This window comes from Agrobacterium tumefaciens (genome assembly GCF_031801495.1).
GTDB classification, from domain to species: domain Bacteria; phylum Pseudomonadota; class Alphaproteobacteria; order Rhizobiales; family Rhizobiaceae; genus Agrobacterium; species Agrobacterium tumefaciens_K.
The window spans coordinates 2443534-2456761 of record NZ_JAOEGC010000002.1; the positions used below are offsets into that span (position 1 = coordinate 2443534).

Sequence of the window (13228 nt, forward strand, 5' to 3'; positions counted from 1 at the left end):
GGCGGATGCAGATGAAGACACGATGCTCATGATCCGCCCTCGTGCCATTACTGGAGCAGCTTGAGAACGGAAAGGTCGACGCGCCGCTCAAGCGCAATCCCGCTCTCGTCGAACAGATGGCAGTCCGCTGCCTTGATGCCGGTCACGATGGGTTCGTCCACGACGACGGGAGCGGTGCCGGAAAGCAGCGCGCAATAGTTCTCTCCGGTCGGAGCGACACCGTAGGCAACGGTGTTCACGCCAAGCCGTTCGATCACACTCGGCGCAACCGTTATGTTGAGATCCGCGGCCTCAAGCCCGGTGTGCTCCGGGCGAATTCCAAGCGTCAGCTGCGCGCCTTCAAGCCCGGTACGCGGCTCTACGGGGACAGTAATCTGCTGGCCCTGGTACTCCACGGTAACGCCATCGGCATCCACCTTGACACAGGTCACCTTGAGGAAATTCATCTTGGGGTTACCGATAAAACCGGCAACGAAAAGATTGGCGGGCTTGTGATAAAGCTCGAGCGGCGCCCCGACCTGCGCGATCTCACCTGCGTTCAGCACCACGATGCGGTCAGCCATGGTCATGGCTTCCACCTGATCGTGGGTAACATAGATCATCGTCGCCTTCAACGTCCGGTGAAGATTGGTGAGTTCGATGCGCATATCCGCACGCAATGCCGCATCGAGGTTGGACAGCGGCTCGTCGAACAGGAAGATCTTCGGTTCGCGGACGATGGCGCGGCCGATCGCAACGCGCTGGCGCTGACCGCCCGAAAGCATGCCCGGGCGCTGCTGCAGGCGCTGGTCGAGCTGGAGGATCCTGGCAACGCCTTCGACCTTCTCCTTGATTTTGCTTTCTTCCATCTTTTCGACGCGCAGCGGAAAGGCGATGTTTTCGAAAACCGTCATGTGCGGATAGAGTGCATAGGACTGGAAGACCATGGCAATGCCGCGCTTGACGGGCGGCAGTTCATTCACCTTGACCCCGTTGATAACGACATCACCGCCGGAAATGTCTTCAAGACCGGCGATCATCCGCAAAAGCGTGGACTTTCCACATCCGGAAGGGCCGACAAAAACGACGAACTCACCGTCCTTGATATCGAGCTGGACGCCCTTGATGACTTCGAAGTGTCCATAATTCTTGCGGACGTTGTTGAGATAAAGCTGACCCAAGACTTGCCTCTCCCGTCACCAGCCGAAATGCGGCTGCGTTCAGAGACGTTCCTGAACGAACAGGGCCGTTCGGACCGAAACCGTTTGAAATAAGACGGAAACCTTGCCCCTTCTGATGAAGTGATGATGTTTCCGCAGCGAAATTGAGGGGAACTGCGGGCTTTACGACAAGCCCGCAGTCATCAGCACATTTGGCTTACTTGTATTGCTCGAGAGCACCGGACGCCTTCTTCACGGCATCTTCCGGCGTTGCCTTGCCCGTCACCACGGACTGTACCATCTCGATCACCACGTCCTGAAAGCCCTTGTAGTCGGTGAAGAGCGGCTCAGGGCCACCATAGGCGATACCGTCGATAAGCGGCTTCCAGAAGGGATCCTTGGCGATGAACTCATCGACCTTCGCAGATGGGCGCAGCGGCGTCAGACCGGCACCGCCCTGCAACTCATATTCGCCCTGCGGACCGGGAGACGTGATGAATTTGGCGAATTCGGTCGCCTTTTCTTCAACGCCCGTGCCCTTGAAGATCGCTAGGCTGTCGGTGATGAGCAGCGTGCCTGGACCCTTGGCTTCCGGACCGACCGGAAGTGTCGCGATACCCCAGTTGATCTTGGTGGCCTGAAGGCGCGTAGCGGCACCGGAGCCGGCCTGAATCATGCCGACCTTGCCATCGAGGAAGATCGCGCGGATTTCGTTCTGCTCGTAGGCGGTCGGACCTTCGACGGAGTAAGGCGTGATGTCCTTGTAAGCCTTGAGAGCTGCGAGCACCTGCGGGCTGTCGACCGTGATCTTGTCGCCGTCGATCACCTTGCCGTTGTTGGTGTAAACCCAGTGCATGAACTGGTGCATCGTATTGTCGAACGTCTTGGCTGGCAGACCGTAACCGGCCACACCGGTCTTCTCCTTGATCTGCTTTGCGAACGCAATTTCTTCAGCCCAGGTTTTCGGCGGCACTTCGGGATCAAGACCGGCCTGTTTGAACAGATCCTTGTTCCAGTAGAGCGCCTTGGTCGAGAAGGCGACCGGAACGCCCCACTGCGTATCCTCGAACGTAACCGTATCGACGATGTTGGGGTAATAAGTCTTCTTTTCATCTTCGGTCATCGGCACCGGCACGATGAGATCGTTCTCAGCAAACTGCTTCAGCGTGCGCGAACCGACATAGGCCATGGCGACCGGCGTACCGGCAGCGGCGAGCGTCGTTGCCTTGTCCTGGCACTGCGCCCAGCCGACAACTTCCGGCACGACCTTCCAGCCTTCGTTCTTGCCTTCCCATTCCTTGATGTATTTCTCATGGATGGGGTCCATCTTGTCGCCGCAATAGATCCAGCTGATTTCCTTGTCGGCAGCGTGCGCCGTCACCGTGCCGAGCGCGGTTGAACCGGCAAATGCAAGAGCGCAGAGCGCCAATCCGTAATGTTTCAGTGCCATAAGTAGTCTCCCATTCTCTGGTGGTCGTTCCGGTTATTGTTTATTTCACCGCGCCGGCGGTCAGGCCGCTGACGAGATAGCGTTGCATGAAGAAGATCACGACCATGGCCGGCGCAATGCCGACGAAACTGGCCGCCATCAACTCATTCCAGATGACTTCCTGACGACCGAAATACGCAAACAGGCCGATGGGCAGCGGCATATATTCGGTCTTGGAATTGAAGGTGAGGGCGAAGATGAACTGCTGCGCGTACGCACCAATGAAGGTGGTGATCGACACCACCGCGATGCCGGGCATGGCAAGGGGCAGGATCACGCGGCGAAAGGTGTAGAAATAGCTCGCGCCATCCACATAGGCCGCTTCTTCCAGTTCACGCGGAATGCGCAGCATGTAGGTTCTGAGCAACCAGATGGCAGTCGGAATAAGAAAGGCAGCGCCCGGAATGATCATCGCCAGATAGGTGTTGAGGACACCCATGTTGCGCATCAGCCGGTAAAGCGGGATGAGCAGAACCGCGCCGGAGAACATGTTGATGGCCAGAAACGCGCCAAGCAACTGCCCGCGGCCGCGAAACTCGAACCGGGCAAATGCATAGGACGCAGGCACCACCAGAAGCAGCACGATGATCGTCGAAATGGTGGAAATGAAGAACGAGTTGAAGACGTAGCGGGCGAAGCCCGGAACGCTGACCCACATGCTCTTGTAGGCTTCGAACGACCCGTTTTCAGGCCAGAAGCGGTAAGGCGACGAAAACAGCAGGCTGAGCGGCTTCAACGAAACCAGGAAACCTTCCACGAACGGCGCCAGCACGAAGGTCAGGAACACCGCGATACCGCAATAGATCCCGACGATTTCATACCACTTGTAGCGGTTTATCATCGCATTCTTGTCGGTCATCGGGTGGCCTCCTGCGAGATACGGCTGGTGATGCGGAAATAGAAGAAGGTGAAGATCGACAGGAAGATGCAGATCAACACGGCGCGCGCGGCACCTTCTCCGTATTTGTAGGAGCCGATCGCCGTCTTGTAGGTGTCGATGATCATCGTCGTCGTCTGGCCGGTCGGACCGCCCTGCGTCAGGATCCAGATGATATCGAACGAATTGAAGGTCGAGATCAGCGAAATCATCGACATGGTAATCATGGCAGGCAGCATAAGCGGCAGCGTGATACGGCGGAACCTGTACATACGGCTGGCGCCATCGGTCCACGCAGCCTCGTAGAGATCCTGCGGAATCGCCTGTATCGCCGCCAGAAGGTAGAGCGTCACCATCGGCACCCCGATCCACACGTCGGTGATGACCGTCGCCCAGAATGCTGTGTTGCCATAGGCGAGGAACGCCACCGGACCGTCGACCAGACCGAGGTTCTGCAACACGCCGGAAATCATGCCGAACTGACCGTTATACATCCAGCCCCACATGAAGATGCCGATAGCCATCGGCACGATCCACGGCGGCATCGTCAGGATGCGAAACAGCGCCCGGCCGGGAACGGCCGAATTCAGCAGCACCGCCCCGAACGTGCCGATGATCATCTTGATCGAGACGGAAAAAAACGTCCAGATGAAGGTCCGCGTGATAACCCCGGCAAAAGTCTCGTTGAAAATCTTCTCGTAGTTCAGAAAGCCGACCCAGTTCGTCGTTTTCCTGAGCGACGCATCCGTGAAGGACAGAATGAACGTGTCCACCAGCGGATAGGCCACGATGACCGTTATGTAGAGAAGTGCCGGAAGAAGGAGGAGCCAGGCGAAGATGACCGCGCTACGTTTCGCTTCCATCACCCCGCCCCTTACGCGGATTTCGCCGCGGGCGCTTTTACCTGCCCGTGAAGCGCGAAATCGTATTCTTCCCACACTGGCTTCAGGTCCACGACCTTGCGGCCGTGGCGCGCCTCATCCATGGCAAGCGCCAGAATACCGGCCTCGATGGCATCCAGCGCAGAGACCGGCAGCGGCGTTCCGTTCACCACATGCGCCACGACATCAGCCGCCATCTGCTCATCGGCACCGTAGTGCTGCGACAGCGTGGTTGCCGCCGAATAGGTCTTGGAAAGGGTTTTCTCATTGGTGCGCGCATTGTGCACATTGAGGAAACCGCGCACGAAATCGCCTTCCGCCATGCCCTTGGCACCCATGACGCAGAAACGGCGGAAATCATCCGGCACGTTCAGATTGGTATGGAAGGCGAGCGATGCGCCGTTTTCATATTCGACGATTGCGGTCTGGTAATCGATGATGTCGCCATCGCTGTCGAACACCTTGTCGGATCCCATCCAGCCGCTCGGCTTGCGATGGTAGACCTCCATGTCGTTGATGCCGTCATTCTGCGGCGCGTTGGCAGGCGTAAAGCTCTTGCGCCCACCGAAACTCGAGACATAACGCGGCCGAGCACCGACGACGCCATTGTAGAGATCCAGATCGTGGCAGCATTTTTCCAGCATGAATGAACCGGAGTAATGTTCGTAACGCCGCCAGTCGCGCATAAAGAACGCGCCATGATAAGGGGGGATGTGCTCGGACGCCTCGATGGAAACGACGTCACCGAGCTTGCCTTCCGCCTGCGCCGCACGCAGATCGCGATAGAGCGGAGAATAGCGCAGAACGAGGCCGACCATCAGCCGATGATGACCGTGCTTGTTGAGCAGCCGGGCAAGCTCAAGACTCTCGGCAATGCTGACGACGATCGGTTTTTCGGTAAAGATAGTGCAACCGGCTTCCAGCCCTATACGGATATGGTCCAGATGCATGTGATTGGGAGAGCCGATCATCAGTACGTCGAACGCCTCGTTCGCGATCAACTCTTCAGGAGTGCCGTAGGACCGGCCGGCGGAAATGCCCTTTTCCTGCAGGCCGGGAAGACCGGCGGGAGCAGGATCGACATAACCGACGATTTCGAAATCCTTGTCGATCTCACTGAAAACGTAGCCCAGATATCCAAGACGGAATCCGAGTCCGATAATTCCCACTTTCATGAACCTGTTCCCTGCTTTGTCGTAATTAATTTTCGCGACTGCGGTCATTTCTGCGTTGACCATTCACCCAATCACGAAGATTTTCAACCATAATGAAATTAATTTTCACAACGGTCAAATCAAATTCTGGCTCACCCACCCGCGTCCGGCCTTTTTCGGCTTTACTCAGCCTCGACGATGGATCGATGCAAAAAACAATACCAAAAAAATGCCACTCGTCCAGACCGGAAACACAAAGAGGAAATATTTTTTGGTTAATGCGATAATTTAACGATACAACTCACAATAATATAGAAAAAATCGAAAAAAACACTGCAAGCACCACGGAAATCGTTAATGGTTTGATTTTGGTATTGTCGATGGCACCATGTGTGATATAGCGAAATCAGCCGCACACAGTCGACCAGAGGGTTACGAATGAACGAGGCAGCCTTGAATCTCGACGGCCTGCAATCAGTTGGCGGTGGCCCGCTCTACCTGAAACTGCGCCAGACGATTGAAGACGCGATCAATAGCGGCCGTCTCAAGCACGGCGATGCCCTGCCTCCCGAACGGGATATCGCGGAAAGCGCAAGCGTCAGCCGTGTAACCGTCAGGAAGGCCGTCGACGATCTGGTCCGCGATGGCCTTCTGGTCCGCAGACACGGCTCGGGTACCTTCGTCGTGAAACCCATAACGCGTATGCAGCAACCACTGACGAAACTCACCTCTTTTACCGAAGACATGCGCCGTCGGGGCATGACGGCCAGTACGCGATGGCTGGACCGGGGTCTGTTTTACCCGACCGGCGACGAAATGATGGCTCTAGGCCTTTCCCATTCAGCGATGGTTGCGCGGTTGACGCGTCTGCGCCTTGCGAACGACCAGCCGATTGCACTGGAAGTGACGACCCTGCCTGACGATATTCTGCCTGATCCACAACAGGTGGAAAACTCGCTCTATCTTGTGTTGGAGCGGAGCGGCATTCGCCCCGTGCGCGCCATTCAACGCATTTCCGCCCGCACTCTCACCGATGAAGAGACGCTGCTCCTGGGGGTTCCACCCGGTTCCGCGGCACTTTCCGTGCAGCGCATGGCCTATCTGGAGAGCGGCCGGTTGATGGAAATATCGCACGCGCTGTATCGAAGCGACGCGTACGATCTCGTGGCCGAACTGACGATAACCACCGACTGAAACAATTCGATCAAGGACCGAACCGATGACAACCCTGATGCGCCAGGAAATCGACGAGATTCCCGATGCAATTGCCCGACTGCTGGAAAACGCCGCCGCCGAATTTCAGGAGGCAGGCCAGAAGCTCAAAGCGCGGGATCCGGCTGTCGTCGTCACCATCGCCCGAGGGTCGTCCGATCACGCCGCGCATTTCCTGAAATATGCTATCGAATTGCAGACCGGCCTCCCGGTCGCATCGCTTGGTCCCTCGCTCGCCTCCATCTACCAGACAAGATTACGGCTTGACCGCGCTGCGTCGATTGCCGTTTCGCAATCCGGCAAGAGCCCTGATATCGTTGCCTTGGCCGAGAGCGCCCGCAAAGGTGGCGCCTTGACGTTTTCCCTCGTCAACACGCTTCCCTCGCCTCTCGGCGATATGGCTGACCATGCTATAGACATTCAGGCCGGGCCTGAAAAAGCGGTCGCCGCTACGAAATCCTTCGTCAACTCAATTGTCGCGGGCCTGGCGATCCTGGCCGCATGGACCGAAGACAATCTGCTCGCCAAGGCCGTCAGCGCCTTGCCACAGAACTTCGCGAAAGCCATCGCGCTCGACTGGACCGAGATCAGCGCAGCAGTCAGGAACGAGGAATCGCTCTATATGCTCGGTCGCGGCCCGACATTGGCAATCGCCGCCGAAGCTGCGCTGAAATGCAAGGAGACATGTGAACTGCACGCGGAAGCCTATTCTTCCGCCGAGGTCATGCATGGTCCCGTTTCGCTGGTATCGCCAAAGTTCCCCGTGATCGCATTTGCGGCACGGGATCGCGCCGAAGCCTCGATTACGGATATAGCCAGCGGACTTGGCAAAAAAGGCGCAAGCGTTTTCGTTACGTCGTCCAAGGGAACCCCGGCAAAATTTTTGCCTTTCGTTGAAACCAACCACCCCTTGACCGATGCGCTGTTGTTGATCGGGCCGTTCTACGCTTTCATCGAACAACTGTCGCGGGCACGCGGCTTCAACCCGGATGCTCCCGCCGCACTGAAGAAGGTCACGGAAACCCAATGAGCAGCATGAAAGCGCTTGTCGGTGCGCGCATCTTCGATGGCGTAAAATGGCATCAAAACAAGGCCCTCCTGATCGATAGCGGGCAGGTTTCTGAGCTCATCGACCGGGGGGCCATCCCCGAAGGGGCCGAAACGGTCGAGGCCGGAGGTCTGGTGATCGTCCCCGGCTTCATCGATCTGCAGGTCAATGGCGGCGGCGGCGTGATGTTCAACAACCAGTCGGATGTCGAGGCTATTGCACGCATCTGCGCGGCACACGCCAAATTCGGAACCACCGCCCTGATGGTGACGCTGATTACCGACCGGCCGGACGTAACCATGAAAGCGGCCGACGCAGGCATCGCGGCATGGAATGATGGTGTCCCTGGCTTTCTTGGACTGCACTTCGAAGGACCGCATCTATCCATCGCCCGCAAGGGTACCCATGATCCCGCCCTGATCCGGCCGATGGAAGAGGCCGATCTGACGACGCTCACAACCTGTAAGGCAAAGCTTCCTCATATTCTGACGACAATCGCGCCTGAAAGCGTAACGACCGAACAAGTTGTAGATCTGCGGCACGCAGGCATCGTTGTCAGCCTCGGGCACACGGAAGCTGGATTTGCGGTTGCGGAGTGCTATGTGGATGCGGGAGCATCCATGGTGACGCACCTCTTCAACGCCATGAGCCCGCTTGGCCATCGCGAACCCGGCCTTGTGGGGGCAGCGCTTGCAAACGGTAAACTGGATTGCGGGTTGATCGCCGACGGCTTCCACGTCGATGCCGCCGCCATGGGCATAGCTCTGCGCGCCAAGAACGGGCCGGGCAGGATTTTCCTTGTCACCGATGCCATGTCCACCATCGGCACAGACGACGACGGCTTCGAGCTGAACGGCCGGCGGGTCTATCGTAATGGCGGGCGTCTGACGCTCGCCGATGGCACACTGGCCGGGGCCGATATCGACATGCTTTCCTGCATTCGTTTCGTGCATGAAAACTTGCAGGTGCCGCTTGAGGAAGCACTGCGGATGGCTTCCACCTACCCTGCACAGGCCATCGGAGCGAATGACAAGGGCAGCCTCCAGCCCGGTTTCGATGCGGATTTCGTGCTGCTGACGCCAAGCCTCGACATCCACTCGACGTGGATCGGCGGAAACAAGATTTTCGATGCCAACAATTCCGGGAAATAAGTGATGATCGTTTGTTTCGACATCGGTGGGACAACCATCAAGGGCGCTTTTGCCTATGCGGCAGACGATATCCGGCCAGTACCCCGCATAGCGACGCCGAAGACCAGCTTCGAGGATTTCGCGGCAAGCCTGAAGGCCGTGATCGATGCTGGCGGTGAAGCACCGGACTGCGTGTCACTTTCCATTGCAGGCGTCATCGACGCAGAAACCGGCAAGGCGACGGTCGCCAATATTCCAAGCATCAACGGTACACGGTTGAAAGACGATCTGGAGAATGCCCTTGGCCTGCCGGTCATCGTTTCCAACGATGCAGACTGCTTCGTGATCGCCGAATCGGAAATCGGCTCGGGTAAGGGACATCGCGTTGTTTTCGGGGTCATTCTCGGAACCGGTGTTGGCGGCGGACTTGTAATCGACGGAAAACTCATCAACAGCGACGGCGGTTTCGCCGGTGAATGGGGGCATGGTCCCGTTGCCGCAACGCTTGCAGGAAACCCACCTGTGGAACTGCCGCGTTTCGAATGCGGCTGCGGCCTGACCGGCTGCGTTGATGCCATCGGCAGCGCTCGCGGCATGGAAAAGCTGCATCAGCATCTCTTTTCCCGAACCATGACCAGTGAAGAGATCATCGATGCATGGCAGGATGGCGATGTGCAAGCGGCGCGAACCATCGACATTCTCGTCGATATCCTCGCCTCGCCGCTCGCAATGATAATCAATGTTACGGGGGCAACCATCGTGCCGGTCGGAGGCGGGCTGTCCAACTCGAAAGAACTGCTTGCCGTTCTGGATGAGGCGGTCAGATCACGCATCCTCAGGCGCTTCGATCATCCTCTGGTCGTCCCGGCCATATGCCGCATAGAACCTGGCCTGATCGGCTCTGCCGTTCTCGGGCTGAAATTTGCCGAAACCCTGGAATCTGCATAGCGTAGGGTGTCGGATCAGCGCAGCAGTTTTTCCCTCCTGAAACCAAGACCGATCAGCCGTCCCGCAAGATGGGCAAGAAGGGGAAAACGGGCAATTACACGAACGAAACCGGGCGGCCCCTTGGTCTTGCGTTCATCGTCCTGATCTTTCTTGCGGCGGCTACGCATCATGAGCTGCAACCTTTGCGTTGCTTTCGTGGGGAATGAACGGCGCGCCTCGATGGCAGCCAGCTGGCTGTCGGCCACCCGACCTTCCACCGCAAGCGCCGGTATAAGAATGTTGGCCGCAGCAACCGCGTCCTGAATCGCCAGATTGACGCCGACGCCGCCAATCGGCGACATGGCATGCGCCGCGTCACCGATGCAGATCAGGCCGGGCCGCCACCATTGTTTCAGCCGGTCGATCCTGACACTCAGCGGATGAACATCGCTCCAGTCGGCAATCTCGTGAAGCCTGTCTGGCGGCAACGGGCAGACCTTCGCCACGGCATATCGGAAAGCATCCAGGCCGTTTGCCTTCATCTCCGCGAACGTACCTCGGCGTACAACATACCCGCACTGCCAGTAATCGCCACGATCGATGAGCACGAAACCCTGTTGCGGTCCGGCATGCCCCATCGTTTCCACTGGATCACCGGATTGCCTGGAAAGCCTCATCCATAAAACTTCCGTCGGCGGACCAAAACTCTGGATAGCCAACCCCGCCTTGTCTCGGACAATGGAGTTGCGCCCATCGGCACCAATCACCAGATCCGCATTGATGAGCAAAGTACCTTCCGGCGTTTCCACCTCAAGTCCTGCCACCCGGCCAGTGCGCTCGACAAGCCCGGATACCTTCGCATTCATCATCAGCCGGAAGCTGTCATATTGCCCGGCCTTGCCAGCAAGAAAGCTCAAAAACTCCCATTGAGGCATGAAGGCGATGAAGCGGTTCTTCACAGGCAGCCACGAGAAATCAGCGATGGTGATTTTCTCGCCGGCAATCTCCGCATGCAGCTTTGGTGCACGCGTGTGGGGTAGCCCGAGAAATTCGCGGATGAAACCAAGCTGCTCGACAATATCAAGCGTTGAAGGATGGATCGTATCGCCGCGAAAATCTCGCAGGAAATCGCCATGTTTTTCAACGACAGCGACATCGACTCCCGCCCTTGCTAGCAATAGGCCAAGCATCAGACCCGCTGGCCCGGCGCCTGCGATCGCAACCCGAACCGCAATTCGGGACGCATCATCCGCCTCCCCTCGCAAATGCAGATTTCCATGGTTCAAGTCATCCACCGCAGAGCCCCCTCTCGCGTCGATCAAACTGGCATAGATGCATTTTTCGGTTGCGGCCAGCCGCTGGCGTCGAAACGGAAAAGCTTTTCGGACCGGGCGAAGATAAAAGCGTAAGCCACCGCCGTCCACAGACCAAGCAGCAGACCCGCTGCAACGTCGCTTGGGTAATGCGCGCCGACAATCACACGCGAAATACCGATGACGAGCGCCAGAAGCAGGAACGCCCACCGAAACCTCGGCATCAGCATGGCAAAGATCCCGAAAAACGCGCCTGCCGCGGTGGAATGCCCGGACGGAAAGCTTTCATAGAGGTTGTCGCCGGTGAAGGGCGTGAGGCTATAGGCGCCCAGTTCAAGAAACAGCTCGGGCCGAGCACGCCCGATCAGAAACTTCAGCGCGTGAACGAGAATACTGGCCGTTACGATGGTCAGGAAGAAATAGGCGAGAAGCCGCAAGGCCGTCCTTAAACGCCCCGAATAGGTTCTCGCCTGCAGCATGCGCGCACCGATATAGGCCAGGATCGCCAGACCAGCGGATGAATACAGCATCCACCGGAACGTGCCGAAATCGGTGATGGCCTTGTTGAATGCAACCACGCCACCCGGAAGCGCCTGCGCCAACTCGGACATGCGCGGATCGAACGGCATCAACACACAGACCAGAATTATGCTCGTGGCAAAAATCCATCCGCTGGAAACAAGGAAACGTCGCATTCAGATCCTCTTATTCGTTTTCAAGCATATGGCTTCGCAATGCTCAAAAACAATAGCCGGGCTTTGAGCTTGTTATGACCGGGTTTCACTTGTAGAGCCTAGGAACTGAAAATTGAGAGTGTCGACGGGCTGAAGATGACGAATGCCAGGAATATGCCGCGCAAACTGACTGTTTTGGGATCGACGGGCTCTATCGGAACCAACACGCTGGACGTGGTGAAACAGCTTGGTGGTCGCGACGAATTCGAGGTCATGGCGCTGACGGGTGCGGGCAATATCGACCTGCTGGCCGAGCAGGCCCGCGCGTTCGGCGCCAGACTGGCGGTCACGGCGGACGAAGACAAATACGACGCTCTCAGGGCCGCTCTGGCAGGCACGGATATCGAGGTCGCGGCCGGTCAGTCCGGCCTTGAGGAAGCCGCATCGATGGATGCGAGCTGGGTCATGGCGGCGATTGCCGGCACACCTGGCCTTGCGCCGACATTGACGGCAGCACACCGCGGCGCCGATATCGCGCTTGCCAACAAGGAGTGTCTCGTTTCCGCTGGAGATGTTTTTCTACGCACTGTCCAGCAGGGGGGCGGCAAGCTCATTCCGGTGGATAGTGAACACAGCGCTATTTTCCAGTGCCTGACCGGCGACCATAAACAGGCGGTCGAGCGCATCGTATTGACCGCATCCGGCGGACCATTCCGCACATGGACTCGGGAGCAGATGGCAGGCGTTACGGCGGATATCGCCCGCGCCCACCCAAATTGGTCGATGGGGCTGAAGGTATCCATCGGTAGCGCCTCCATGTTCAACAAGGGGCTGGAGATGATCGAGGCGAAATATCTCTTCGATCTCAGACCCGATCAGGTGGAGGTGATCGTCCACCCCCAATCGATCGTTCATTCCATGGTCGGTTACACCGACGGCTCTTACATCGCTCAGCTCGGCGCGCCGGATATGCGCACGGCCATCGGCTACGCCCTGACCTATCCGGCACGCGGCCACCTCAACGTGGAACGGCTGGATTTCGCAAAGCTCGCACGACTCGATTTCGAAGCGCCCGACGAAGAGCGCTTCCCCGCACTTCGCCTTGCACGCACCGCGCTCGAACGTGGAGGATTACAGGGCGCTGTGCTGAACGCGGCAGAAGAAACCGCGTTTCACGCCTTCGTTGATGGTATTATCGGCTTCCTAGACATGGCCGACATCGTTGAGCGCGTCATGGATAGGATGAATGACGGCCGGTCCGCGACAACGATAGAAGACGTTTTTGCGGCAGATGCAGAAGCGCGCCGCCATGCGCAGGAAGTGATCGCGACAAAAGAAAAGGCCGCCTGAAGGCGGCCCTTTTCGTCTCTTTTCTTTCGATTAC

General features: G+C 57.8%; 12 protein-coding genes. 5 read left to right on the forward strand and 7 right to left on the reverse strand.

The window, feature by feature from the left end:
* Positions 1 to 47 precede the first annotated feature (47 nt).
* The 5 genes from N7578_RS21210 to N7578_RS21230 all read right to left on the reverse strand — a co-directional run bounded on the left by N7578_RS21210 (position 48) and on the right by N7578_RS21230 (position 5561).
* The gene (locus tag N7578_RS21210; protein WP_311112190.1) at positions 48 to 1160 is read right to left on the reverse strand and encodes a sn-glycerol-3-phosphate ABC transporter ATP-binding protein UgpC; all 1113 of its coding nucleotides are present in this window, start codon (positions 1158 to 1160) and stop codon (positions 48 to 50) included.
* A 196-nt stretch (positions 1161 to 1356) separates the two neighbouring features.
* Positions 1357 to 2589, reverse strand: coding sequence for an ABC transporter substrate-binding protein (locus tag N7578_RS21215; RefSeq protein ID WP_311112191.1), 1233 nt, complete (start codon positions 2587 to 2589; stop codon positions 1357 to 1359).
* Positions 2590 to 2629: 40 nt separating this feature from the next.
* Entirely contained in the window at positions 2630 to 3487 is an 858-nt protein-coding gene (locus tag N7578_RS21220; RefSeq protein ID WP_311112192.1) for a carbohydrate ABC transporter permease, read from the reverse strand.
* Complete coding sequence (locus N7578_RS21225) at positions 3484 to 4368, reverse strand: sugar ABC transporter permease (protein WP_311112193.1); 885 nt, start codon at positions 4366 to 4368, stop codon at positions 3484 to 3486. Before N7578_RS21225 ends, N7578_RS21220 begins: the two co-directional genes overlap by 4 nt.
* Positions 4369 to 4379: 11 nt before the next feature.
* Positions 4380 to 5561 carry a Gfo/Idh/MocA family oxidoreductase gene (locus tag N7578_RS21230; protein WP_311112194.1) on the reverse strand — a complete coding sequence of 394 codons (1182 nt, stop codon included), beginning with the start codon at positions 5559 to 5561 and terminating at the stop codon, positions 4380 to 4382.
* A gap of 417 nt (positions 5562 to 5978) precedes the next feature.
* Between N7578_RS21230 and N7578_RS21235 the strand changes: the two genes are divergently transcribed.
* The 4 genes from N7578_RS21235 to N7578_RS21250 are packed head-to-tail and all read left to right on the forward strand — an operon-like array spanning position 5979 to position 9878.
* Entirely contained in the window at positions 5979 to 6734 is a 756-nt protein-coding gene (locus N7578_RS21235) for a GntR family transcriptional regulator (RefSeq protein WP_311112195.1), read from the forward strand.
* Between the two features lie 25 nt (positions 6735 to 6759).
* Entirely contained in the window at positions 6760 to 7782 is a 1023-nt protein-coding gene (locus tag N7578_RS21240; RefSeq protein ID WP_311112196.1) for an SIS domain-containing protein, read from the forward strand.
* On the forward strand, positions 7779 to 8951 hold the full coding sequence (nagA, locus tag N7578_RS21245) for an N-acetylglucosamine-6-phosphate deacetylase (protein ID WP_311112197.1): 1173 nt from the start codon (positions 7779 to 7781) through the stop codon (positions 8949 to 8951). The genes N7578_RS21240 and nagA overlap by 4 nt, the downstream gene beginning before the upstream one ends.
* 3 nt (positions 8952 to 8954) lie before the next feature.
* Complete coding sequence (locus N7578_RS21250; RefSeq protein WP_311112198.1) at positions 8955 to 9878, forward strand: ROK family protein; 924 nt, start codon at positions 8955 to 8957, stop codon at positions 9876 to 9878.
* Positions 9879 to 9892: 14 nt separating this feature from the next.
* On the opposite strand, the gene N7578_RS21255 is transcribed toward N7578_RS21250, so the two are convergent.
* Both N7578_RS21255 and N7578_RS21260 read right to left on the reverse strand, forming a co-directional pair.
* Positions 9893 to 11128, reverse strand: coding sequence for an FAD-dependent oxidoreductase (locus N7578_RS21255; RefSeq protein WP_311112581.1), 1236 nt, complete (start codon positions 11126 to 11128; stop codon positions 9893 to 9895).
* A 47-nt stretch (positions 11129 to 11175) separates the two neighbouring features.
* Positions 11176 to 11865, reverse strand: coding sequence for a phosphatase PAP2 family protein (locus N7578_RS21260; protein ID WP_311112199.1), 690 nt, complete (start codon positions 11863 to 11865; stop codon positions 11176 to 11178).
* Positions 11866 to 12000: 135 nt separating this feature from the next.
* On the opposite strand from N7578_RS21260, the gene dxr reads away from it, so the two are divergent.
* On the forward strand, positions 12001 to 13194 hold the full coding sequence (dxr, locus tag N7578_RS21265) for a 1-deoxy-D-xylulose-5-phosphate reductoisomerase (RefSeq protein WP_311112200.1): 1194 nt from the start codon (positions 12001 to 12003) through the stop codon (positions 13192 to 13194).
* Positions 13195 to 13228: the final 34 nt, after the last annotated feature.

Bases quoted from the DNA above. Each gene is read 5' to 3' on its own strand.
- N7578_RS21215 (WP_311112191.1), bottom strand. From the start codon at position 2,589: ATGGCACTGAAACATTACGGATTGGCGCTCTGCGCTCTTGCATTTGCC.
- N7578_RS21220 (WP_311112192.1), bottom strand. From the start codon at position 3,487: ATGACCGACAAGAATGCGATGATAAACCGCTACAAGTGGTATGAAATC.
- N7578_RS21225 (WP_311112193.1), bottom strand. From the start codon at position 4,368: ATGGAAGCGAAACGTAGCGCGGTCATCTTCGCCTGGCTCCTCCTTCTT.
- N7578_RS21230 (WP_311112194.1), bottom strand. From the start codon at position 5,561: ATGAAAGTGGGAATTATCGGACTCGGATTCCGTCTTGGATATCTGGGC.
- N7578_RS21235 (WP_311112195.1), top strand. From the start codon at position 5,979: ATGAACGAGGCAGCCTTGAATCTCGACGGCCTGCAATCAGTTGGCGGT.
- N7578_RS21240 (WP_311112196.1), top strand. From the start codon at position 6,760: ATGACAACCCTGATGCGCCAGGAAATCGACGAGATTCCCGATGCAATT.
- nagA (WP_311112197.1), top strand. From the start codon at position 7,779: ATGAGCAGCATGAAAGCGCTTGTCGGTGCGCGCATCTTCGATGGCGTA.
- N7578_RS21250 (WP_311112198.1), top strand. From the start codon at position 8,955: ATGATCGTTTGTTTCGACATCGGTGGGACAACCATCAAGGGCGCTTTT.
- N7578_RS21260 (WP_311112199.1), bottom strand. From the start codon at position 11,865: ATGCGACGTTTCCTTGTTTCCAGCGGATGGATTTTTGCCACGAGCATA.
- dxr (WP_311112200.1), top strand. From the start codon at position 12,001: ATGACGAATGCCAGGAATATGCCGCGCAAACTGACTGTTTTGGGATCG.